The 22,544-nt window shown below is 73.7% G+C and carries 17 protein-coding genes; 8 read left to right on the top strand and 9 right to left on the bottom strand.

Annotation, left to right across the window (positions count from 1 at the left end):
• Nucleotides 1-7 precede the first annotated feature (7 nt).
• From B085_RS0138585 to B085_RS0138575, 3 genes are read right to left on the bottom strand one after another with little or no spacing between them, the layout of a single operon-like run.
• Nucleotides 8-964 carry a hydroxymethylglutaryl-CoA lyase gene (locus tag B085_RS0138585; protein WP_018563947.1) on the bottom strand — a complete coding sequence of 319 codons (957 nt, stop codon included), beginning with the start codon at nt 962-964 and terminating at the stop codon, nt 8-10.
• On the bottom strand, nt 961-2,955 hold the full coding sequence (locus tag B085_RS0138580; protein WP_018563946.1) for an acetyl/propionyl/methylcrotonyl-CoA carboxylase subunit alpha: 1,995 nt from the start codon (nt 2,953-2,955) through the stop codon (nt 961-963). The genes B085_RS0138585 and B085_RS0138580 overlap by 4 nt, the downstream gene beginning before the upstream one ends.
• A gap of 21 nt (nt 2,956-2,976) precedes the next feature.
• A complete protein-coding gene (locus B085_RS0138575; protein WP_018563945.1) occupies nt 2,977-4,605 on the bottom strand; it encodes a carboxyl transferase domain-containing protein in 1,629 nt (542 codons plus the stop codon).
• Nucleotides 4,606-4,746: 141 nt separating this feature from the next.
• On the opposite strand from B085_RS0138575, the gene B085_RS0138570 reads away from it, so the two are divergent.
• The 3 genes from B085_RS0138570 to B085_RS0138560 are packed head-to-tail and all read left to right on the top strand — an operon-like array spanning nt 4,747 to nt 7,478.
• Nucleotides 4,747-5,370 (top strand): TetR/AcrR family transcriptional regulator, encoded by a 624-nt coding sequence (locus tag B085_RS0138570; protein WP_018563944.1) that lies wholly within the window; start codon nt 4,747-4,749, stop codon nt 5,368-5,370.
• Nucleotides 5,371-5,407: 37 nt separating this feature from the next.
• Nucleotides 5,408-6,565, top strand: a complete 1,158-nt coding sequence (locus tag B085_RS0138565; RefSeq protein ID WP_018563943.1) for an acyl-CoA dehydrogenase family protein — start codon at nt 5,408-5,410, stop codon at nt 6,563-6,565.
• Nucleotides 6,566-6,596: 31 nt separating this feature from the next.
• Entirely contained in the window at nt 6,597-7,478 is an 882-nt protein-coding gene (locus B085_RS0138560) for an acyl-CoA thioesterase (protein WP_018563942.1), read from the top strand.
• Nucleotides 7,479-7,505: 27 nt separating this feature from the next.
• Here B085_RS0138560 and B085_RS0138555 read toward each other — a convergent pair whose 3' ends face one another.
• The 3 genes from B085_RS0138555 to B085_RS0138545 all read right to left on the bottom strand — a co-directional run bounded on the left by B085_RS0138555 (nt 7,506) and on the right by B085_RS0138545 (nt 10,157).
• The gene (locus B085_RS0138555) at nt 7,506-7,712 is read right to left on the bottom strand and encodes an ATP-binding protein (protein ID WP_018563941.1); all 207 of its coding nucleotides are present in this window, start codon (nt 7,710-7,712) and stop codon (nt 7,506-7,508) included.
• 26 nt (nt 7,713-7,738) lie between these two features.
• Complete coding sequence (locus B085_RS0138550; protein WP_018563940.1) at nt 7,739-8,548, bottom strand: phosphatase; 810 nt, start codon at nt 8,546-8,548, stop codon at nt 7,739-7,741.
• A gap of 103 nt (nt 8,549-8,651) precedes the next feature.
• Nucleotides 8,652-10,157 (bottom strand): PucR family transcriptional regulator, encoded by a 1,506-nt coding sequence (locus B085_RS0138545; RefSeq protein ID WP_018563939.1) that lies wholly within the window; start codon nt 10,155-10,157, stop codon nt 8,652-8,654.
• Nucleotides 10,158-10,283: 126 nt separating this feature from the next.
• Between B085_RS0138545 and B085_RS0138540 the strand changes: the two genes are divergently transcribed.
• The 5 genes from B085_RS0138540 (at nt 10,284) to B085_RS0138520 (ending at nt 19,950) form a co-directional block, all read left to right on the top strand.
• On the top strand, nt 10,284-11,753 hold the full coding sequence (locus B085_RS0138540; protein ID WP_018563938.1) for a sodium:solute symporter: 1,470 nt from the start codon (nt 10,284-10,286) through the stop codon (nt 11,751-11,753).
• Nucleotides 11,754-11,805: 52 nt separating this feature from the next.
• Nucleotides 11,806-12,768, top strand: a complete 963-nt coding sequence (gene speB, locus B085_RS0138535; RefSeq protein WP_018563937.1) for an agmatinase — start codon at nt 11,806-11,808, stop codon at nt 12,766-12,768.
• Complete coding sequence (locus B085_RS0138530) at nt 12,765-14,372, top strand: thiamine pyrophosphate-binding protein (RefSeq protein ID WP_018563936.1); 1,608 nt, start codon at nt 12,765-12,767, stop codon at nt 14,370-14,372. Before speB ends, B085_RS0138530 begins: the two co-directional genes overlap by 4 nt.
• Before the next feature lie 254 nt (nt 14,373-14,626).
• On the top strand, nt 14,627-18,403 hold the full coding sequence (locus tag B085_RS0138525; protein ID WP_051102280.1) for an ABC transporter ATP-binding protein: 3,777 nt from the start codon (nt 14,627-14,629) through the stop codon (nt 18,401-18,403).
• Between the two features lie 137 nt (nt 18,404-18,540).
• Nucleotides 18,541-19,950: a S28 family serine protease gene (locus B085_RS0138520; RefSeq protein WP_018563934.1), complete on the top strand. Its 1,410-nt coding sequence runs from the start codon at nt 18,541-18,543 to the stop codon at nt 19,948-19,950.
• A 37-nt stretch (nt 19,951-19,987) separates the two neighbouring features.
• Here the strand turns inward: B085_RS0138520 and B085_RS51795 are convergent, their stop codons facing one another.
• The 3 genes from B085_RS51795 to B085_RS0138510 all read right to left on the bottom strand — a co-directional run bounded on the left by B085_RS51795 (nt 19,988) and on the right by B085_RS0138510 (nt 22,494).
• Nucleotides 19,988-20,143 carry a hypothetical protein gene (locus B085_RS51795; RefSeq protein ID WP_324603901.1) on the bottom strand — a complete coding sequence of 52 codons (156 nt, stop codon included), beginning with the start codon at nt 20,141-20,143 and terminating at the stop codon, nt 19,988-19,990.
• On the bottom strand, nt 20,140-20,610 hold the full coding sequence (locus tag B085_RS45150; RefSeq protein ID WP_051102271.1) for a hypothetical protein: 471 nt from the start codon (nt 20,608-20,610) through the stop codon (nt 20,140-20,142). The genes B085_RS51795 and B085_RS45150 overlap by 4 nt, the downstream gene beginning before the upstream one ends.
• 90 nt (nt 20,611-20,700) lie before the next feature.
• A complete protein-coding gene (locus B085_RS0138510) occupies nt 20,701-22,494 on the bottom strand; it encodes a glycoside hydrolase family 3 protein (RefSeq protein WP_018563933.1) in 1,794 nt (597 codons plus the stop codon).
• Between the last annotated feature and the right edge of the window lie 50 nt (nt 22,495-22,544).

The raw sequence follows: 22,544 nt of genomic DNA, 5'->3' as shown, positions 1-22,544 counted from the left end.
GCTGTGGTCACTCCTGGTGGGAGAGGGCGCGGACGGTACGGGACGGGCTCGGTCGGCCCAATTGCTCCGCCATCCACACGCTGGTGGCGGTGAGGCGGCTGAGGTCGACCCCGGTCTCGACGCCGAGGCCGTCGAGCATCCAGACCAGGTCCTCGGTGGCGAGGTTCCCGGTGGCGCTCTTGGCGTAGGGGCACCCGCCGAGGCCGCCGGCGGAGGCGTCGACGACGGTCACGCCGTGCCGGAGGGCGGCCAGGGTGTTGGACAGCGCCTGGCCGTAGGTGTCGTGGAAGTGGACGGCGAGCCGCTCGACGGGCACGTCCAGGCCGCCGAGGGCGTCCAGCAGCGCCACGACGTGGCCGGGGGTCGCGACGCCGATGGTGTCGCCGAGGCTGAGCTCGTCGCAGCCCAGGTCGTACAGCCGGCGGGCCACCGCGGCGACCTGCGGGACGGGTACCGCGCCCTCCCAGGGGTCGCCGAAGCACATCGACAGATAGCCGCGCACCCTCGTCCCCGCCTCCTTGGCGGCGGTGACGACCGGCGCGAACATCTCCAGGGACTCCTCGACCGTGCGGTTGAGGTTGGCCTTCGCGAAGGACTCGGTCGCGCTGCCGAAGACGGCGACCTCGCGCACCCCCAAAGCAAGCGCCCGCTCGAGCCCGCGGCGGTTGGGCACCAGCACGGGCAGCCGGATTCCGTCGCCCAGGTCGTCCAGCAGCGGCATGAGCTGCTCGGCGTCGGCGAGCTGGGGCACCCACTCGGGGCGCACGAAGCTGGTCGCCTCGACGGTGGTCAGCCCGGCGTCCGCCAGGCGGTGCACGAACTCCGCCTTGACCTCGGTGGGCACCGTGGCCTTCTCGTTCTGCAGCCCGTCGCGTGCGCCGACCTCGTGGATGCGCACCCGCTGCGGCAGCCCGTCCAGGGGCACGGACATGGGCAGCCCGGGGGTTCGCTCGACGGCCGTCATTCCGCCTCCTCCCGGTGCGGGGTGACGACGGCGAGCACCTGGTCCATGGCGACCGTGCTCCCCGGGGTCACGTCGATCTCGGTGACGGTGCCGTCGTGCGGGGCCGTGATGAGGTGCTCCATCTTCATGGCCTCCACCACCAGCAGGCTCTGGCCCGCGGTGACCTCGTCGCCCTTGGCGACCTTGACCACGGTCACCGTGCCCGGCATGGGCGCGGCCAGGGTGTCGACCCCGCCCGCTCCGGCGCCGCCGCGCAGCGCGGCCTCGACCGGGTCGTACGGCTGCAGGTGCCAGCCGTCGCCGTCCCTGCCGAGCCAGTCGCCGGCGTGGTCGAAGGAGTGCGTGACGCCGTCCCACTCGACGGTGATCCGCTGCCCGGTCTCCGGCAGCAGCCGGGCCCGCAGCGGTGCGCCGTCGCCGACCCGGACCTCGGCATCGCCCGCGGGGCCGCGGGTGCGCACCCGTACGGCGTCGGCACCGGGGACGCGCAGCCAGTGGTCGGTCCAGACGGGCTCCCCGCCGAGCCGCCAGCCGCTCGGCACGGAGAAGGGGTCGGTCCAGCCGCCGGCCGCCGGCTCCAGGGCGGCCTGGCGCAGCAGCGCGGCCGCCGCGTACACCTCGGCGGGCACCTCGGAGGGCACCAGACCCGCCAGCTCCCGGTCGATCAGGCCGGTGTCCATCTCGCCGGAGACGACGTCGGGGTGGGCCAGGAGGCGGCGCAGGAACCCGGTGTTGGTCTCCAGGCCCAGCACGGTCGTCCCGGCGAGGGCGGCCCGCAGCCGGCGCAGCGCCGTCGGGCGGTCGGGACCGTACGCGATGACCTTGGCGAGCATGGGGTCGTAGGACGTGCCGATCTCACTGCCGGCGCTGAGCCCGGAGTCGACGCGCACGCCCTCGCCGGCCGGTTCGTCCAGCGCCAGCACGGTGCCCGCCGACGGCAGGAAGCCCCGCGAGGGCACCTCGGCGCAGATCCGGGCCTCGACGGCGTGCCCGGTCAGGGCGACCTCCTCCTGCCCGAACGACAGCCGCTCGCCCGCGGCGATCCGCAGCTGCCACTCCACCAGGTCCAGCCCGGTGACCAGTTCGGTGACGGGGTGCTCGACCTGGAGGCGGGTGTTCATCTCCATGAAGCAGTAGGCGGACGGGTCGGCGCCCGGGACGATGAACTCCACCGTGCCCGCGCCGACGTAGCCGCAGGACAGCGCGGCCTGCACGGCGGCGGCGCCCATGGCGGCCCGGGTCGTCTCGTCCAGCAGGACCGAGGGGGCCTCCTCGATCACCTTCTGGTGGCGGCGCTGCAGCGAGCACTCGCGCTCGCCGAGGTGCACCACGTTGCCGTGGCCGTCGGCCAGCACCTGGATCTCGATGTGCCGGGGGCGGTCGATCCACCGTTCCACCAGCAGGGTGTCGTCCCCGAAGGAGCCGCGCGCCTCGCGGCGGGCGGCGGCGATCTCCTCGGCGAGCAGAGCCGTGTCGCGGACCAGGCGCATGCCCTTGCCGCCGCCGCCCGCCGACGGCTTCAGCAGCACCGGGGTGCCGATCTCCAGGGCGGCGGCCGTCAGCTGCTCGTCGGTGAGGCCGCTGCCATTGCTGCCCGGCACCACCGGGACCCCGGCCTCGCGGACGGTCTCCTTGGCGCGGATCTTGTCGCCCATGAGCTCGATGGCCCGGGCGGGCGGCCCGATGAAGGCGAGCCCCGCGTCCGTGCAGGCGCGGGCGAAGGCGGCGTTCTCGGCGAGGAACCCGTAGCCGGGGTGGACTGCCTGGGCGCCGGTGCGGGCGGCCGCCTCCAGCAGCCGCTCGATCGACAGATAGCTCTCGGTGGCGGCCGCGGGGCCGATGCGCACGGCGGTGTCGGCCTCGCGCACATGGCGGGCACCGGAGTCGGCGTCGCTGAAGACGGCCACGGAACGGATCCCGAGCCGCCGCAGGGTGCGGATGACGCGGACGGCGATCTCGCCGCGGTTGGCCACCAGGACGGTGTCGAACATCGCTGACATCACAGTGCTCCCCTACATCCGGAAGACGCCGAAGCCCGGCGCCTGCGGATCGCGTTGCGGAATCGGCGCGTTGGCGCAGGCGGTCAGGGCCAGTCCCAGCACCTGACGGGTCTGCAGGGGGTCGATGACCCCGTCGTCCCACAGCCGGGCCGTCGCGTAGTAGGCGTTGCCCTGCTCCTCGTACTGGGCGCGGATGGGGGCCTTGAAGCCCTCCTCGTCCTCTGCCGCCCAGGTGTCGCCGGCGCCCTCGATCTGGTCGCGCTTGACGGTGGCCAGCACGGAGGCGGCCTGCTCGCCGCCCATGACGGAGATCTTGGCGTTGGGCCACATCCACAGGAATCGCGGCGAATAGGCGCGGCCGCACATCGAGTAGTTGCCCGCGCCGTAGGAGCCGCCGATGACGACGGTCAGCTTGGGCACCCGGGTCGTGGCCACGGCGGTGACCATCTTGGCGCCGTGCTTGGCGATGCCACCCGCCTCGTACTGGCGGCCCACCATGAAGCCCGAGATGTTCTGCAGGAAGAGCAGCGGGATGCCCCGCTGGTCGCACAGTTCGATGAAGTGGGCGCCCTTCTGGGCCGATTCGGAGAACAGGATGCCGTTGTTGGCGACGATCCCCACCGGATGGCCGTGGATCCGCGCGAAGCCGGTGACCAGGGTCGTGCCGTACTCGGCCTTGAACTCCGCGAAGCGGCTGCCGTCGACGAGGCGGGCGATCACCTCGCGGACGTCGTAGGGGGTGCGCGAGTCCACCGGGACCGCGCCGTAGAGCCCGGCCGGATCGACGGCGGGCTCCTCGACGGGCCCGACCGTCCAGGGCAGTTCGCCGCGGGCGGGCAGGGTCGCCACGATGTTCCGCACGATGCGCAGCGCGTGGGCGTCGTCCTCGGCGAGGTGGTCGGTGACGCCGGAGGTGCGGGAGTGCACCTCGCCGCCGCCGAGCTCCTCCGCGGTGACCACCTCGCCGGTGGCGGCCTTCACCAGCGGCGGGCCGCCGAGGAAGATCGTGCCCTGGCCGCGGACGATCACCGCCTCGTCGCTCATCGCGGGGACGTAGGCGCCGCCCGCCGTGCAGGAGCCGAGGACGGCGGCGATCTGCGGGATGCCGCGCGCGGACATGGTGGCCTGGTTGAAGAAGATCCGCCCGAAGTGGTCGCGGTCGGGGAAGACCTCGTCCTGTTTCGGCAGGAAGGCGCCGCCGGAGTCGACCAGGTAGACGCACGGCAGCCGGTTGTCCAGGGCGATCTCCTGGGCGCGCAGGTGCTTCTTGACCGTCATCGGGTAGTACGTGCCGCCCTTGACGGTGGCGTCATTGGCGACGATCACGACCTCGCGGCCGGAGACCCGGCCGATCCCGGCGACGACGCCGGCGGCCGGGGCCTGGCCGTCGTACATGCCGTCGGCGGCCAGCGGGGCGAGCTCCAGGAAGGGGGAACCGGGGTCGAGCAGCCCGTCCACCCGGTCGCGGGGGAGCAGCTTGCCGCGCGCGGTGTGCCGGGCGCGGGCCTTCTCGCCGCCGCCGAGCGCGGCGGCGGCGAGCTTCTCGCGCAGCCGCGCGGACAGCTCGGCGTGCGCCTTCTCGTTGGCGCGGTAGGCCTCGCCCGCCGGATCCGCGGTGCTGGCGAGGACGGGTGCTTCCATGTCACGGGCCCCCGGAGGAGTTAGCGGTCGTTAACGTGTTGTCGACCACGTTAGCGGTCGTTAACACGGCTGTCTAGAATGGTAGGACGATGAGATCGCGGGGGGCGTCCACAGGCCGGGCGCCTCGCGGAAAGGTGCGGTGTGGAGCCCACGAGGACGGCTGCCAGGGCGGCCAGCGGCAGGCGCGACCAGATCCTGAGGGAGGCCGCGCGGCTCTTCGCCGAGCGCGGGTTCCACGGGGTCGGCGTGGACGAGATAGGGGCGGCGGTCGGCATCAGCGGCCCCGGGCTGTACCGGCACTTCGCGGGCAAGGACGCGATGCTCGCCGAGCTGCTCGTCGGGATCAGCGGCCGGCTGCACTCCGCGGGCCGCATGCGCGTCGCGGAGGCCGACGGCGCGGCCGCGGCGCTGGACGCCCTGGTCCGCGGGCACATCGACTTCGCCCTCGACGACCGGGCGCTGATCATCCTGCACGACCGCGAGCTGGACCGGCTCCGCGACTCCGACCGCAAGCTCGTGCGCCAGCTGCAGCGCCAGTACGTCGAGCAGTGGGTCGCGGTCGTCCGCGAGGTCCATCCCGGGGCGGCCGAGTCCGAGGCCCGCGCGGCCGTGCACGCCGTCTTCGGCCTGCTCAACTCCACCCCGCACCTGGGGCCGCACGGGGGACTGCCCGGCCGCGCGGCGACCGCCGTGCTGCTGCACCGGCTGGCCCTGGGCGCCTTCGCCGCTCTGGACAGCACGCACAACCGGGAAGTAACTTACTGAGCGCTTGCTTATCGCTCGGGTGCAGAGGAGGCGCCAAGTGCGTCGCACGGTTTTCAACGAGGACCACGAGGCCTTCCGGGAGACGATCCGGGACTTCATCGCCAACGAGGTCGTGCCCGTCTACCCCGAGTGGGAGGAGGCGGGGTACCCGCCCCGCGACTTCTACCGGCGCCTGGGCGAGCTGGGCATCTTCGGCATCGAGGTGCCCGAGGAGTACGGCGGCGCGGGCATCACGGGCTGGAAGTTCAGCGCGGTGGTGACGGAGGAGTGCGCCCGCGCGGGCGTCAGCTTCGGCAGCAGCGGCGTGCACACCGGCCTGGTGCTCCCGTACCTCCTCGAGTTCGCCGGCGACGAGCAGAAGAAGCGCTGGCTGCCGGACTTCATCAGCGGCGACATGATGACCGCCATCGCCATGACCGAGCCCGGCACCGGCTCGGACCTGGCCGGTATGACCACCACCGCCAGGCTCTCCGAGGACGGCACCCACTACGTCCTCAACGGCGCCAAGACCTTCATCACCGGCGGCGTGGTCGCCGACCGCGTGCTGGTCGTCTGCCGCACCTCGCCCGCCACCCCGGAGGACCGCCGCCGCGGCCTGTCGATCCTCGTGGTCGACACCAAGAGCGAGGGCTACGCCGTCGGCCGCAAGCTGGAGAAGATCGGCCTGCGCACCTCCGACACCGCGGAGCTGTCCTTCACCGACGTCAAGGTCCCCGTCGAGGACCTGCTCGGCGAGGAGGGCAAGGCCTTCTCCTACCTGGCCCACAACCTGCCGGTCGAGCGCCTCGCGATCGCCGTCGGCTCCTACGCCCAGGCCGACGCCGCCGTCCGCTTCGCCACCCAGTACGTGCGCGACCGCAAGGTCTTCGGCAAGAGCGTCGCCGAGTTCCAGAACACCAAGTTCGTGCTCGCCGAGTGCGCCTCCGACGTCGACGCCATGCAGGCCGTCGTCGACCGCGGCCTGGAGGCCCACGAGCACGGCGACTTCACCGCCGCCGACGCCGCTCGCGCCAAGCTGTTCTGCACCGAGACCGCGGCCAAGGTCATCGACCGCTGCCTCCAGCTGCACGGCGGTTACGGCTACATGCTGGAGTACCCGATCGCCCGCCTGTACGCGGACAACCGCGTGCACCGCATCTACGGCGGCACCAGCGAGGTCATGAAGTCGATCATCGCCAAGTCGATGGGGCTGTGACCGGCCGGTCCGCCGACCCCGAGAGACGCACGTGACCAACCACGCACTGCAGTCCCTGCTCGACCTGCTCGACCTCGAGCGGATCGAGCAGGACATCTTCCGCGGCGCCAGCCGCCCCGCCGTCGTCCCCCGCGTCTTCGGGGGCCAGGTCGCCGCACAGGCGCTGGTCGCGGCGGGGCGCACGGTCCCCGAAGGACGCGACGCCCACTCCCTGCACGCCTACTTCCTGCGCATGGGCGACCCGGGCGCGCCGATCGTCTACCAGGTCGACCGCATCCGTGACGGCCGCTCCTTCACCACCCGCCGGGTGGTCGCGGTGCAGCACGGGCAGCCGATCTTCCACCTCTCGGCGTCCTTCCAGACGTACGAGGACGGGCTGGACCACCAGGAGCCGATGCCGCCGGCGCCGGACCCGGAGACCCTGCCCACGGGCGAGGATCTGCTGCTCCCGCACCGGGACCGGTTCCCCGACCCCTCGGTCGTGGACCGCCTCCTGGAGGCCAGGGCCGCCGTCGACCTGCGCTACGCCGACGCCCCGCCGTTCCTCGCCGCCGGGGACGGGCCGCGTGAGCCGCGCTCCCAGGTGTGGTTCCGCACCAACGGCAAGCTCGCCGACGATCCGCTGCTCCACGTCTGCCTCGCCACCTATGTGTCGGACATGACGCTGCTGGACTCCGTCCTGCTGGCCCACGGTCGCGGCGGCTGGGCCGTCGGCGACGTGGTGGGCGCCAGCCTGGACCACGCCATGTGGTTCCACCGGCCGTTCCGCGCCGACGAATGGCTGCTGTACGACCAGCAGAGTCCCTCCGCCTCCGGCGGGCGCGGGCTGGGCACCGCGCGGATCTACACCCAGGACGGGCGGCTCGCCGTCTCCGTCATCCAGGAAGGCGTGGTCCGCGTACCGCGGGGCTGATCCACCGGTCACAGGTCGCCGGGGCGGTCACCGGCAGGCGTCCGTCGGCAGTGTCGCCCGCACCAGGAAGCCACCGTCCGGCTCGGGGCCCGCGTCCAGGGTGCCGCCCAGCGCGGCGGCGCGCTCGCGCAGCCCGGTCAGGCCGGGCGCGGCGCAGGCCCGGCCCCACGGCATCGGGCCCCGGGACGCCGGCAGGACGACGGCCCCGGAGCCCGCCGGGAAACGGTGGGCCACGCCTCCTCGGGGGCGGGGCCCCGCTGTCACGCGGAGCCGGTCAGGCCCGCCGCCTCCAGCAGGTAGGCGGTCATCGGGTCGTAGTGGCGCGGGTCGGTGACGTGGTCGTCGAGCGGGACGGTCACCGAGACGGTGCCCTCCGCCTCGGCGAGGAAAAGCGCCGGGTCGTTGCAGTCGGCGAAGCCGATCGCGTCGATGCCGCGCTGTCCGGCGCACCCCGCCCAGCCGTGGTCGGCGACGACCAGGTCGGGCAGCGGCCGCCCCTGCGCGGCCAGCCCGTCCAGGACCGCCGCCATCGGGTTCGGGGAGTGGGTGTGCCACAGCGTGGCGCCGCGCTCCAGCATGGCCACGTCGCAGAACTGGAAGACGCCGCCCTCGTCGGTGGACAGCCCGCCGGGGATCGCCACGACCTCGGCCCCGGCGGCCCCCACGGCCGCCGCGAGGGTCCGGTGGACGTCCAGCAGACCGCCGGGGTGGCCGGTGGCGAACAGCACCCGCTGCCCGCCCTCCACGGCCTTGCAGAGCATCCGGGCGGCGCGGTCCAGGGCGCTGATCGTCAGCTCGGGGTCGATGGTGTCCTGCCCCCGGAGGTGCGCGGGGTCGGCCACGACCCCGCAGCGCTCGGCCATGACCGCCAGCACCGCCTCCTCGTCCGTCCAGCGGTCGCCGAACTCCAGGCCGAACCAGTAGTGGCGGTCGCCCTCCGCGAGTCTGCGGTAGTGCGAGCGGTTGTTCTCACGGGGAGTGGCGACGTCGCCCGCGATGCGCGTGCGGACGAGGTGGTCGGCGAGGGCCTTGCGGGACGGCGCGGTGACATGGGGCAGCATGACCCCCATTGTCGCCTGCTGTCGGACGTGCGTGCGGGCGGCCGCCGATCGACGCCGGTCCGTTACCTCCTGCCGGGGCGTCAGGACGCCCGCCGCCGTGGGGCGTACGGGTTCACAGCCAGCGCAGCGCGAACCACAGTTCCATGCGTACGTCCGGGTCGTCCAGGTCCGCCTCCAGCAGCGCCGCCGCCCGCCCGATGCGCTGGCGCACGGTGTTGCGATGCACCTCCAGCGCGACGGCCGTACGGTCCCAGCTGCCGTGCAGACCGATCCAGGTGCGCAGCGTCTCCACCAGGGCGGGCGAGTCCTTCACCGGCGCCAGCAGTTCCTCCGCGCTCGCCCGGGCGTCGTCCGGGGTGACCAGCGCGGTCATGCCGGGACCGGCTCCGCGGTGGACCGTCAGCGGCGCACGGGTGCCGATCGCCCGGCGCAGCGCGGCCGCGGCCTGTGCGTCCCCGGTGACGAGGGCGGCCAGCGCCACGGGGCCGCTCACCCCGAGGGTCCACCCCGGCTGGGCGGTCACCTCGCGGGCGCCCGGCAGCAGCAGGCGTACGACCGCGTCACCCGGCTCGACCAGCGCGGTGCCCAGCGCCGTACCGAGGGCGGCGGCCGCCAGGGGTCCGGCCGGGCCGCCGCGTCTGCGGGCGTGGACGACGGCCCACCGGGATCCGGGTCCCAGCAGCGGGGCGGCCTCCTCCGGGGGCGCGCCCAGCAGCAACCGGACCAGTGCCGCGGACCGGCCCGCCTCCGCGCTGCCCAGGTGCGGCCCGGTGAGCAGGGAGAGCAGCACGGCCGCGACGTTGGCGACCGCGTGGTCGCCCGGATCGGGACGGCCCGTCGCCAGGACGAGCGTCGGCCGCTCACTCGGTGCTCCTCCGGCGAGGGCGTACGCCGACAGCCGCGTCCCGGCGTGGGAGTCGGTCGCCGACGACGGCCTGTGCGCGTCCGGAGCCGGGCGGACCACCCGGGCGAGCCGGACCGCCGCCGCACGCGCCCCGGGGTCCGGGGCGGCGCCCGCCGCGTACACCTCGGAGCCGTCCGCGGCGATCAGCGCGGCCCAGGCGCCCAGCCGGCCGGCGAGCCTGCGCAGCACCGAGGGGACGGGATCAGGGCGCGCGGCGGCCGCGGCGAGGGCCTGCTGCGCCTCGGTGACGTGCCGCAGCTCGCGGACCCTGGCCTCGCCCATGGCCTGCCAGACCGCCCGCGCGACGGCGGTGAAGGGCGTGCGCGGCGGCACCTCCACCAGCGGCAGGCCGTGCCGGTCACAGGCGGCGAGCAGCGCCGCCGGAGTCTCGTCGTGCACCGGGGCGAGGCCGAAGCCGAGCGCCGACGCCCCCGCCTCGACCGTGCGCGCCACGTAGCGGTCCAGATAGGCGCCGGCGCCCTGCGCCGACGCGAAGTGCACCCCCGCGGTCAGCAGCAGCTCCCCGCCGAGCAGATAGGGGAAGGGGTCCTCCATCTCGCTGGTGTGCACCCACTGGACGCGGACGTCCCTCTCGGCCGCTGACGGCCCCGCGACCTGGCGCAGCCCGAGGTCGGGCAGGGCGAGCAGGGCGGCAAGGGGGATCGGCGGGGTGGGCGGGGTGGCCGAAGGGGGGTCCTGACGCGGGGGAGTCATGTGCGATTCCTCCATCCAGACCTGCGGGAATGGAGGAAACGTACACTTCAGCGCCTCCTCCCGGCCACCTATCGTCACCGCAGAGGAAGCCAGCGGCTGCGCCGCGCTACCGATGGAGGAGGGCTCATGGCCGTCGACTACGCTGTGATCATCGCCTATCTGGCCGGCATGCTCGCCGTGGGCTGGTGGGGCATGCGCCGCGCCAGGTCCAAGAGCGAGTTCCTGGTCGCCGGCCGCAGGCTGGGCCCGTCGATGTACTCCGGCACCATGGCGGCGATCGTCCTCGGCGGCGCCTCCACCATCGGCGGCGTCGGCCTCGGCTACCAGTACGGCCTGTCCGGCGCCTGGATGGTCTTCACCATCGGTCTCGGACTGCTGGCGCTGAGCGTCTTCTTCTCGGCCCGCATCGCCCGCCTGAAGGTCTACACCGTCTCCGAGATGCTCGACCTGCGCTACGGCGGCTCGGCCGGAGTCATCTCCGGCGTCGTCATGTGGGCGTACACGCTGATGCTCGCCGTCACCTCGACCATCGCCTACGCGACGATCTTCGACGTCCTGTTCGGCCTGGACCGCACCCTGGCGATCATCCTGGGCGGCGCCGTCGTCGTGGCGTACTCCACGCTGGGCGGCATGTGGTCGATCACGCTCACCGACATGGTGCAGTTCGTGGTCAAGACCCTCGGCGTGCTGGTGCTGCTGCTGCCGATCGCGGTGGTCAAGGCGGGCGGCTTCGCGGAGATGAAGGCGCAGCTGCCGACCGAGTACTTCGCCCCCCTGGGCATCGGCGGACAGACGATCTTCACCTATGTGCTGATCTACACCTTCGGCATGCTCATCGGACAGGACATCTGGCAGCGGGTGTTCACCGCCCGCAGCGACAGGGTCGCCAAGCTCGGCGGCACCGTCGCCGGTGTCTACTGCCTGGCGTACGCCATCGCCGGCGCCGTCATCGGCACCGCCGCCAAGGTGCTGTACCCCGATCTGGCCGCGGCCGACGACGCCTTCGCCACCGTCGTCAAGGACGCGCTGCCGGTGGGCGTGCGCGGCCTGGTGCTGGCCGCCGCGCTCTCCGCGGTGATGTCCACCTCCTCCGGTGCGCTGATCGCCTGCGCCACGGTGGCCAACAACGACATCTGGTCGCGGCTGCGCGGCGTGGTCGGCCGCGGGCGGGACGACGAGGGCGCCCACGACGAGGTGGCGGGCAACCGCGCCTTCATCCTGATCATGGGTGTGGCCGTCATCGGCATCGCCATCGCGCTCAACAACGTCGTCGAGGCGCTGACCGTGGCCTACAACCTGCTCGTCGGCGGGCTGCTGGTGCCGATCCTCGGCGGACTGCTCTGGAGGCGCGGTACCGCACCGGGCGCCCTGTCCTCGGTCGTCGTCGGAGGCGTGGCCGTCGTCGGCCTGATGGCCTGGAAGGGCATCCTCGCCAACGAGCCCGTCTACTACGGCCTGCTGGCCTCCCTGGTCGCCTACGTCGCGGTGAGCCTCGCCACCAAGCCGACCGACGCCGCCGTGCTGGCGGCCTGGCGGGAGCGGCTGGCCGGACGGACCCCCGTCCCGGCCGCCGAGGGAACCGTTCCGGTCGGATAAAGTCGCAAAGCGAGCAGAACGCAACGAAGCGTACGAAAGAAGGCAGTTACCCATGAGCAGCACCGAGCCGCGCGGCCCCATCGACTCCTCCCGCACCCCGCGGTACGCCGGTCCCGCCACGTTCGCGCGGCTCCCGCGCCTCGACGAGGTCGGCACCACCGACGTCGCCGTGGTCGGTGTGCCCTTCGACGCCGGCGTCTCCTACCGCCCCGGCGCCCGCTTCGGCGGCAACGCGATCCGCGAGGCCTCCCGCCTCCTGCGCCCCTACAACCCGGCGCAGGACGCCTCGCCCTTCGCGCTCGCCCAGGTCGCGGACGCCGGTGACATCGCCGCCAACCCGTTCGACATCAACGAGGCCGTCGAGACCATCCAGGCCGCCGCCGACGACCTGCTCGACACCGGCGCCCGCCTGATGACCCTCGGCGGCGACCACACCATCTCGCTGCCCCTGCTGCGGGCCATGGCCCGCAAGCACGGACCGGTCGCCCTGCTGCACTTCGACGCCCACCTCGACACCTGGGACACCTACTTCGGGGCCGAGTACACCCACGGCACCCCGTTCCGCCGGGCCGTGGAGGAGGGCGTTCTCGACACCTCCGCACTCTCCCACGTCGGCACCCGCGGCCCGCTGTACGGCAAGCAGGACCTCACCGACGACGAGAAGATGGGCTTCGGCATCGTCACCTCCGCCGACGTCTACCGGCGCGGCGCCGACGAGGTCGCCCAGCAGCTGCGCGAGCGCATCGGCGACCGCCCGCTCTACATCTCCATCGACATCGACGTCCTCGACCCGGCGCACGCCCCCGGCACCGGCACCCCCGAGGCCGGCGGCATCACCTCCCGCGAGCTGCTGGAGATCCTGCGGGGCCTGGCCTCCTGCAACCTGGTCTCCGCCGACGTCGTCGAGGTCGCCCCCGCCTACGACCACGCCGAGATCACCAGCGTCGCGGCCTCCCACACCGCGTACGAGCTGACCACCATCATGACCCGGCAGATCGCGGCGGGCCGCGCATGAGTGAGCGGAACGGCGGCGACCTGGTCGTCGAGTCCCTGGAGGCGCTCGGCGCGACGACCGTCTTCGGGCTGCCCGGGCAGCACGCGCTGGGCGCCTTCGACGCGCTGCGGCGCTCGAAGCTGGAGTACGTGGGCCTGCGCGTGGAGAACAACGCGGGTTTCGCCGCGGACGCGTACGCCCGCGTCACGGGCGGCGCCGCGCCGCTGCTGGTCTCCACCGGCCCCGGCGCGCTGATGACGCTCGCCGCGCTCCAGGAGTCGGCCGCCGCCTCGGCGCCGGTCGTCGCCATCGGCAGCCAGGTGCCGGTCGCCGGCCTCGGCGGGGGCCGCCACGGCTACCTGCACGAACTCGCCGACCAGAAGGCGTCGTTCCGCGACATCGTCAAGTCGGTGCACACCGTCCGCACCGCCTCCCAGATCCCCTCGGCCCTTGCCGCCGCCTGGGAGTCGGCCCTGACCGCGCCGTACGGGCCGGTCTGGGTGGAGATCCCGCAGGACGTGCTGCTCGCCCCCGTCACCGTCCCGCCGGTCGGGGAGCTGAGCGCCGAGCCCCGGCCACTGCCCCCGCGTGCCGAGCTGGTCGCCGAGGCGGCGGCGCTGCTCTCCCGCGCCGAGCGGCCGGTCGTGCTGGCCGGCGGCGGGGTCGTGCGCGCGGGGGCCGAGGCCGAGCTGCGCACTCTCGCCGAGCGGCTCGACGCGCCGGTGGCCTGCACCTTCGGCGGCAAGGGAGCGTTTCCCTGGGAGCACCCGCTGTCGCTGCGGAGCTGGCTGGAGGACCGGCACACCACCGGCTTCCTGGAGGATGCCGACGTCCTGCTGGTCGTCGGCTCCGGGCTGGGCGAGCTCTCCTCGAACTACCACACCTTCCGCCCCCGAGGCCGGGTGATCCAGGTCGAGGCCGACCTCGGCAAGCTGGAGTCCAACCACCCGGCGCTCGGCATCCACGCCGACGCCCGGCTCGCCCTCGGCGCGCTCGCCGCGGCCGTCGGCGAACGCCGCGACGAGGGCGCGCCCGCGGCGGTGGCGGCCCTGCTGGAGCGGGTCCGGGAGCGGATCGACGGCCAGGACCTCGGCCTGGAACAGGGCGTACTCGCCGCCGTGCGGGACGCGCTCCCGGAGGACGCCCCCAGCTTCTGGGACATGACGATCCTCGCCTACTGGGCCTGGTCCGCGTGGCCGGGCCCGATGCACTCCGCCCAGGGCGCCGGCGGCCTCGGCTACGGCTTCCCGGCGGCGCTCGGTGCGGCGGCCGCGGACCGCACCCGGCCCGTGCTGGCCGTCTCGGGCGACGGCGGCGCGATGTACTCGATCGCCGAGCTCGCCACGGCCCGGCAGTACGGCCTGCCCGTCACCTGGCTGATCGTCGACGACGGCGGCTACGGCATCCTGCGCGAGTACATGACGGACGCCTTCGGCGAGGCCACCGGCACCGAGCTGGCCCGGCCGGACTTCGTGGCACTCGCCGGGGCCTTCGGCGTCCCGGCGGTCCGGACCGGTCCCGAGCGGCTGCGGGACGACCTCGCGGACGCCCTCGCGGCGCCCGGCCCCTCCGTGGTCGTGCTCCCCGCGCACCTGCGGATGTTCGCGCCGACCCACCTGGGGTGACCGGGCGCGGCCCGGCCCCGGCCGCGCCCGCCCGTCCCACCGGGCGAAACGTTTCGGTGTGCTGTGTCGTAGGACCTCCGCCCGAGCGCTGTCGGACCCTCGTCGTAGTTTTGTTGCGGGAGGATGAAATACGCACTCCAGCGCGTTGTGATCCTCCGGCAGCAGGACGGACGGAAGGACACCGGGTGGCGGCGAAGGACGACGAAGCGAAGGCCGGGCAGGCGGTGGCGGCCGAGGGCTGGCTGCGGCGGCTCATGCGCTACTGCTGGCGCTACCGGGGGAACGTGGGTCTCGCGCTCGGTTCCTCGCTCGCCGGCATGGCCGTGATGGCGCTCGTGCCGCTCGTCCCCAAGCTGATCATCGACGACGTCATCGTCAAGCACGACAAGCCGCTCGGCCCCTGGGCGGCCGTGCTGATCGCCGCCGCGGGCGTGGTCTACCTGATGACGTTCCTGCGGCGCTTCTACGGCGGCCGGCTCGCCCTCGACGTGCAGCACGACCTGCGCACCGACATGTTCCACTCGCTCACCCGGCTGGACGGCGCGCGCCAGGACGAGCTCAACACCGGCCAGGTCGTCGGCCGGGCCACCAGTGACCTGCAGCTCATCCAGGGCCTGCTCTTCATGGCGCCCATGATGATCGGCAACGTCCTGCTGTTCGTCCTGTCGATCGTCGTGATGTTCGTGCTCTCGCCGATGCTGACCCTGATCGCCCTCGCCGTCGCGCCCGCCTTGTGGTTCCTCGCCGACCGCAGCCGCAAGCGGCTCTTCCCCGCCACCTGGTACGCGCAGGGCCAGGCCGCGGCCGTCGCCGGGATCGTGGACGGCTCGGTGACCGGCGTCCGCGTCGTGAAGGGCTTCGGCCAGGAGCAGCAGGAGATGTCCAAGCTGCGCTCGGTCAGCGAGCGGCTCTTCGCCGGCCGGCTGCGCACCATCAGGCTCAACGCCCGCTACAGCCCCGCCCTGCAGGCCGTGCCCTCGCTCGGGCAGGTCGGCATGCTGGCGCTCGGCGGCTGGATGGCCGTGCGGGGCCAGATCACCCTGGGCACCTTCGTCGCGTTCTCGACCTACCTCGCCCAGCTGACCGGCCCGGTGCGCATGCTCACGATGATGCTCACCGTCGGCCAGCAGGCCCGGGCCGGCGTCGAGCGCGTCACCGAACTCATCGACACCCGCCCCAGCCTGGAGGAGGGCGCGGGGCAACTGCCCCGCGAGGCCGCGGCCACGGTCGAGTTCGACCACGTCAGCTTCGGCTACGACCGCACCCGCCCCGTGCTGGACGACTTCTCGCTCACCGTCGAGCCCGGCGAGACCGTCGCCGTCGTCGGCGCCTCCGGCAGCGGCAAGTCGACCGTCTCGCTGCTGCTGCCGCGCTTCTACGACGTGACCGGCGGCGCCGTCCGCGTCGGCGGCAGCGACGTGCGCGACCTCACCTTCGACTCCCTGCGCGACGCCATAGGGCTGGTGCCCGAGGACAGCTTCCTGTTCTCCGACAGCATCCGCGCCAACATCGCCTACGGCCACCCCGACGCCACCGACGAGCAGATCCTCACCGCGACCCGGCACGCCCAGGCGCACGAGTTCATCAGCGCCCTGCCCGAGGGGTACGACACCGTCGTCGGCGAGCAGGGGCTGACCCTTTCCGGCGGTCAGCGCCAGCGCGTCGCTCTGGCCCGCGCCATCCTCACCGACCCGCGGCTGCTCGTCCTCGACGACGCGACCTCCGCCGTCGACGCCCGCGTCGAGGCGGAGATCCACGACGCGCTGCGCGAGGTGATGGCAGGCCGCACGACCCTGCTCATCGCCCACCGGCGCTCCACCCTCGCCCTCGCCGACCGGATCGCCGTGCTGGAGGCCGGCCGGCTGGTCGACGTGGGCACCCACGAGGAGCTGGAGGCACGCTGCCCGCTGTACCGGCGGCTGCTCACCGACCCCGACGAACTCGGCTCGGACGTCGTCACGCACGATCCGGCGGGCGAGGTCGTGCCGCTCACCGAGTGGCCCGGCGAAGGCGCGGTCGCGGACCCGGCGGCACGTCCCGCCGCCGCGGCGCCCGCGGACGGCGGCGTGACCGCGGCCCTGTGGCCGCGGGACCGCCGGCACCGCGACGAGGACACCGGGCGGTCGCAGGCGGCACCCTCCCCGGCCGCCGTGCGCGGCGGCCCGGGCGGCATGGCCTCGGCCATGGCCGGGATGCCCGCGACCCCCGAGCTGCTGGCGCAGGTGGCGGCGCTGCCCCCGGCCCTGGACACCCCGGACGTCGACGAGCACGCGGCGGCCTCCGTCGAGAAGGACTTCGGCCTGCGCAGTCTGCTGCGCGGCTTCCGCGGCCCCCTGCTGCTGAGCCTGGTGTTCGTCGCGGTGGACGCGCTGGCCGGGCTGCTGCTGCCGGTCCTGATCCGGCACGGCATCGACTCCGGAGTGCGGCAGGCCGCGCTCGGCGCCGTCTGGGCGGCCGCGCTGCTGGGCCTCGCGGTGGTCGTCGCGCAGTGGGCGGCGCAGTGGGGCTCCACGCGGCTGACCGGCCGGACCGGCGAGCGCGTGCTCTACACGCTCCGGGTGAAGATCTTCTCCCACCTGCACCGGCTCGGGCTCGACTACTACGAGCGCGAACTGAGCGGCCGCATCATGACCCGGATGACGACCGACGTCGACGCGCTGTCGACGTTCCTGCAGACGGGTCTGGTCACCGCGCTGGTCAGCGTGCTCACCTTCCTGGGCATCCTGGTCGCGCTGCTGGTGATCGACGTGCAGCTGGCGCTGATCGTCTTCGCCACCCTGCCGGTGCTCTTCGTCGCCACCTGGGTCTTCCGCCGCAAGTCCGTCAAGGCCTACGAGCTGGCCCGGGAGCGCGTCAGCGTCGTCAACGCCGACCTGCAGGAGCACGTCGCCGGGCTCCGCGTCGTACAGGCCTTCCGCGGCGAGCGCGGCGGCGCCGTGCGCTTCGCCGACCGCAGCGACGCCTACCGGCAGGCGCGCGTGCGCGGCCAGTGGCTGATCTCGGTCTACTTCCCGTTCGTGCAGCTGCTGTCCAGCGTCGCCGCCGCACTGGTGCTGATCGTCGGCGCCCAGCGGGTCGGCGCGGGCACGCTCACCGCCGGCGCCCTGGTGGCGTACCTGCTCTACATCGACCTGTTCTTCTCGCCCGTCCAGCAGCTCTCGCAGGTCTTCGACGGCTACCAGCAGGCGTCCGTGTCCCTGGGCCGTATCCGCGAGCTGCTGCGCACGCCGACCGCCACCCCGCCCGCCGAGTCCCCGCGGGGCGTCGACCGGCTGCGGGGCGAGATCACCTTCCGCGACGTGCACTTCCGCTACATCGAGGACGGCACCGAGGCGCTCTCCGGGATCGACCTGCGGATCCCCGCGGGCCAGACGGTGGCCTTCGTCGGTGAGACGGGCGCGGGCAAGTCGACCCTGGTCAAGATGGTCGCCCGGTTCTACGACCCGACCTCGGGCGCCGTCCTCGTCGACGGCCAGGACATCCGCGAACTCGACCTGACCGCCTACCGGCAGCGGCTCGGCGTCGTCCCGCAGGAGGCCTACCTCTTCGAGGGGACGGTCCGCGACGCCATCGCCTACGGACGGATGGACGCCACCGACGCCGAGGTGGAGGCCGCGGCGCGCGCCGTCGGCGCCCACGACATGATCGCCACGCTGGACGGCGGCTACCTGCACTCCGTCTCCGAGCGCGGCCGCAATCTCTCCGCCGGACAGCGCCAGTTGATCGCCCTGGCCCGCGCCGAACTGGTCGACCCGGACGTGCTGCTGCTCGACGAGGCGACGGCCGCCCTGGACCTGGCCACCGAGGCACTGGTCAACCACGCCGCCGACCGGCTCGCCGTACGCCGCACCACCCTGGTCGTCGCCCACCGGCTGACCACCGCCGCCCGCGCCGACCGGGTCGTCGTCCTCGACCACGGCCGGGTCGTGGAGGACGGCACGCACGAGCAACTCCTCGCCGCCGACGGCCGGTACGCCGGGCTGTGGCGCACCTTCGTCGGCGAGGACAAGAGCAGCGAGGCCGTCGCCTAGGCGGCCGCCCTTGTCGCGTCCGCGGCCCGGACCCCGGTGGTCCGGGCCGCCGGTCTTTGCCCGACGCCCCCTGGCGGCAGGCCACTTCCTCCTCATAGGTTCACGGGCGACGCCCGTCGAACCCCGAAGGAGGGGGCATGCGCAACGCGCTCAGATGGCTGCTGGCGCTGGTGCTGCTCATAGGCACCGCCGGCGGTGGAGTCGCCACCGCGACCGCTGACGAGCCGGACATCAAGGACCGCATCCTGGCGATACCCGGGATGAGCCTGATCGAGGAGAAGCCGGTCACCGGCTACCGCTTCTTCGTCCTGAACTACACGCAGCCGGTGGACCACCGGCACCCGTCCAAGGGGACCTTCCAGCAGCGGATCACCGTGCTGCACAAGGGGACCGACCGGCCCACGGTCTTCTACACCTCCGGCTACGGCCTCTCCACGACCCCCTCCCGCCGTGAGCCGACGCAGATCGTCGACGGCAACCAGGTCTCGATGGAGTACCGCTTCTTCACCCCGTCCCGCCCGGCGCCCGCCGACTGGTCCAAGCTCGACATCTGGCAGGCCGCCAGCGACCAGCACCGCATCTATCGTGCGCTGAGCCGGATCTACGCCGAGAACTGGCTCGCCACCGGCGCCAGCAAGGGCGGCATGACGGCCACGTACTACCGGCGCTTCTACCCGGGCGACATGGCCGGCACGGTCGCCTACGTCGCTCCCAACGACGTGGTGAACGACGAGGACTCCGCCTACAGCCGCTTCTTCCGCACCGTCGGCACCGCCGACTGCCGGGCGCGGCTGAACGCCGTGCAGCGCGAGGCCCTCGTGCGGCGGGGCGAGATCGTCGCCCGCTACCAGAAGTACGCCGCGGACAACGGGCTGACCTTCACCACCGTGGGCAGCGCGGACAAGGCGTACGAGAACGTGGTGCTGGACCTGGTGTGGGCCTTCTGGCAGTACCACCAGCAGGCGGAGTGCGCGGACGTGCCCGCGGCGTCCGCCACCACGGACGCCATCTACTCCTTCGTCGACTCCGTCTCCGGCTTCGACTTCTACACCGACCAGGGCCTGGAGTACTACACGCCGTACTACTACCAGGCGGGCACCCAGCTCGGCGCCCCGACCTTCGCCACCCCGCACCTGAAGGGCCTGCTGCGCTACCCCGGGATCTACCAGCCGCGCTCCTACGTGCCGCGCTCGATCCCGATGCGCTTCCAGCCCCGGGCGATGCACGACGTCGACTCCTGGGTGCGCCACCACGCGGAGCGCATGCTCTTCGTGTACGGGGCCAACGACCCGTGGGGCGCCGAGCCGTTCCGCCTCTCGCGCGGCGCGCACGACTCGTACGTGATGTGGGCGCCTGGCGCGAACCACGGCGCGGTCATCGGCGCGCTCGGCGAGGCCGACCGTGCGAGGGCCACCGCCGAGGTGCTGGAGTGGGCCGGGGTCGCCCCCGCGGCCGTGCGTGCCGACCCCGAGTCGGCCCGGCCCCTGGCGGCGTACGACGCCAAGCTCGACAAGAGCACCGAGGCCGCAGGCCGGCTGCCCTTCTGACCGGCTGCCTTTCTGCAGCCGCCCTTCTGACCGGCTGTCAGAGCCGGCGGGCGCATCCCACGCCCGCCGGCCCGCCGCCCACCCCGACGTACAGGGCCGTCCCGGCGGGGCAGGACCCGCGGCCGCGGGCCAGCTCCACGACCCGGAACCGCGGGGCGTGCGGGCCCGAGCCGTCGCAGGGCGTCTCCTTCACCCGGCCCTTGTGCGGGACGTGTAGACGCAGTCGCCCGCGATCGTCCGCGGCCCGCCGCCCCCGCCCGGGTCCCCGGGGTGCGGGGCCGCCAGGTTGCGCATGCAGGCGTAGCCCTGGGGGCGGGCGTTGGTGACGGTGAGCAGGAAGTCCGTGGTCGGCGGGCAGCGGTCGCCGGCCCGCGCGGCGGCAGGGGGAGCGGGCGAGGGCGAGGCGGGCAGCAGCCCGTAGAGCCGCCTGACGACGCGGGCCCGGGCGCCCGGGTCCGAGCACACCACCTCCCGGTAGGCGCCCACCCGGTCGCCGGCCGCGCAGTCGCCCCGGTCGAGGAAGACCGCGCCGTGCGTGGCCGGCGAGAGCGCCGGGCCCGCGGCCCCGCTGCCCGTTCCGCCGGGGACGGGCGAGCAGGCGGCGAGCAGCACGGCGACCAGCCATGCCGCTCCCAGCAGTTGTCCGGACAACACGCGCATGGCGGCCCCCCACCCGTCCCCCGGGCGAGTTGCCCGTTTTCGGCAGGATAGGTGGCGTGGCCCCTCAGCGGGAGGGGCCGCCCCGCGCGCTCAGTACCGCAGGCCCCAGCCGACCGGGTAGAGCGTCCGTGACGGATCGTCCGCCGCCGGAACCGCCACCGGGAGCTTCCCGCTGGGCCGTACCTTGCCCGCCATCACCCGGGCCGCCGCCCGCATCGACACGTCCGTCCAGCCGTAGGCGGCCAGGGACGCGGCCACCCCGTCCAGCCGGGCGACGTCGTACGGGTTGCGGATCGCGAGCTGCACCACCGGAACGCCGGTCGCGACGAGTGCGGCCACCAGGGCGATCTGGCCCGTCGACGCCCCGGTGACGTTGTACGTGGCCACCACCACGGCGTCCTTGTCCCGCGCGGCGGCCACCGCCCGGTCGATCGTCGCCTGCGCCGGCGCGGTGCCGGTCGACAGGACCTCCGCGGTGTGCCCGAGCCCGGTCAGGGCCGCGCCGAGCACCGCGGTGGGCGGGCCGCCGGTGCCCGAGGGCGCGGCCGGATCGGCGCCGACGACCAGCAGCCGCCGGTGGGCGGGCAGCGGCAGTGCTCCCCGATTCGCCAGCAGGGTCACGGTGCGTTCGGTGATCCGGTCGGCGTCGGCCAGGTGGCCTCGGGTGCCCACCACGCGGTCCACGCCGCGGTGGGTGACGTACGGGTCGTCGAGCAGCCCGCGCCGCGCCTTGAGCATGAGGATCCGGGTCAGGGACTCGTCGAGGCGTTCCTCGGTCAGCTCGCCGGACCTCACGGCGGCCAACACCCCCTGCCAGGCGGTCTCCATGACCGGCGGGTTGAGCAACTGGTCGGCGCCGGCCTTCAGGGCGAGCACCGGGACCCGGTCGTCCCCGTACTTCTGGCGCACGCCCTCCATGCCGAGGGAGTCGGTGACGACCACGCCGTCGTAGCCGAGTTCCTCGCGCAGGATGCCGGTGAGGATCGGCCGGGAGAGCGTGGCGGGGTCGCCGGAGTCGTCGAGGGCGGGCACCAGGATGTGCGCGGTCATGATCGAGTCGATGCCGGCGGCGATCGCGGCCCGGAACGGCGGGGCGTCCAGGCGCCGCCATTCCTCCAGCGAGTGCGTGATGATCGGCAGTTCGAAGTGGCTGTCGGTGCCGGTGTCGCCGTGCCCGGGGAAGTGCTTGGCGGTGGCGACGACCCCTGACCGCTGGTAGCCCTCCACCTGGGCGGCGACGAGCGCGGCCACGGCCTTCGGGTCGGCGCCGAACGAGCGCACGCCGATGACCGGGTTGGCGGGGTTGACGTTGACGTCGGCGACCGGCGCGTAGTCCTGGGTGATGCCCATCGCGGCCAGTTCGGCCCCGGCGACGGCCGCGGCCCGCCGGGCGTCCCGGGTGCTGCCGCCCGCGCCGAGCGCCATCCCGCCCGGGAAGAGCGTGGCGGGGGAGCCGACCCGGGCGACGGCGCCGTGCTCCTGGTCGGTGGAGATCAGCAGCGGTATCCGGGAGGACCGCTGGATGCCGTTGGAGAGGTCGGCGATCTGGTGCGGATCGCGGGTGTTGTGTGCCCAGGCGAAGTAGATGATGCCGCCGACGTGGTACTTGGCGATCAGCTCGGCCGCGTTGGAGACCCCGATCTCGGCCTGATTGGCGGCGACGTCGGCCGGATCGGGGGCGGTGGCCGAGTGGCCGTACACGCGCATGACGAAGAGCTGGCCGATCTTCTCCTCGATGCTCATGCGGTCGATGAGCGCACGGACGCGTCTGCGGTCGGCCGCGGCCGCGCTCGCGGTGCCCGGGACGCCGAGGGCGAGGGCGGTGGAGGCGGCCGCGGCGGCACCGAGCACCGTGCGACGGGACGGTTGGGGACGGTTGTGCATGACGGACTCCTTCCGGCAGGAGGTGGGGGGCGTGCTGAAAGAAACCTTCA

The organism is Streptomyces sp. BoleA5 (assembly GCF_000373665.1).
Classification (GTDB): domain Bacteria; phylum Actinomycetota; class Actinomycetes; order Streptomycetales; family Streptomycetaceae; genus Actinacidiphila.
The sequence above is the reverse complement of the archived record's forward strand: the minus strand, read 5'-3'. Positions and strand labels throughout refer to the sequence as shown.

Excerpts from the sequence above, each read along its gene's own strand:
- B085_RS0138585 (WP_018563947.1), bottom strand. The coding sequence starts at position 964 with ATGACGGCCGTCGAGCGAACCCCCGGGCTGCCCATGTCCGTGCCCCTG.
- B085_RS0138580 (WP_018563946.1), bottom strand. The coding sequence starts at position 2,955 with ATGTTCGACACCGTCCTGGTGGCCAACCGCGGCGAGATCGCCGTCCGC.
- B085_RS0138575 (WP_018563945.1), bottom strand. The coding sequence starts at position 4,605 with ATGGAAGCACCCGTCCTCGCCAGCACCGCGGATCCGGCGGGCGAGGCC.
- B085_RS0138550 (WP_018563940.1), bottom strand. The coding sequence starts at position 8,548 with ATGGGGGTCATGCTGCCCCATGTCACCGCGCCGTCCCGCAAGGCCCTC.
- B085_RS0138545 (WP_018563939.1), bottom strand. The coding sequence starts at position 10,157 with ATGACTCCCCCGCGTCAGGACCCCCCTTCGGCCACCCCGCCCACCCCG.
- B085_RS0138540 (WP_018563938.1), top strand. The coding sequence starts at position 10,284 with ATGGCCGTCGACTACGCTGTGATCATCGCCTATCTGGCCGGCATGCTC.
- speB (WP_018563937.1), top strand. The coding sequence starts at position 11,806 with ATGAGCAGCACCGAGCCGCGCGGCCCCATCGACTCCTCCCGCACCCCG.
- B085_RS0138530 (WP_018563936.1), top strand. The coding sequence starts at position 12,765 with ATGAGTGAGCGGAACGGCGGCGACCTGGTCGTCGAGTCCCTGGAGGCG.
- B085_RS0138525 (WP_051102280.1), top strand. The coding sequence starts at position 14,627 with ATGCGCTACTGCTGGCGCTACCGGGGGAACGTGGGTCTCGCGCTCGGT.
- B085_RS0138520 (WP_018563934.1), top strand. The coding sequence starts at position 18,541 with ATGCGCAACGCGCTCAGATGGCTGCTGGCGCTGGTGCTGCTCATAGGC.
- B085_RS45150 (WP_051102271.1), bottom strand. The coding sequence starts at position 20,610 with ATGCGCGTGTTGTCCGGACAACTGCTGGGAGCGGCATGGCTGGTCGCC.
- B085_RS0138510 (WP_018563933.1), bottom strand. The coding sequence starts at position 22,494 with ATGCACAACCGTCCCCAACCGTCCCGTCGCACGGTGCTCGGTGCCGCC.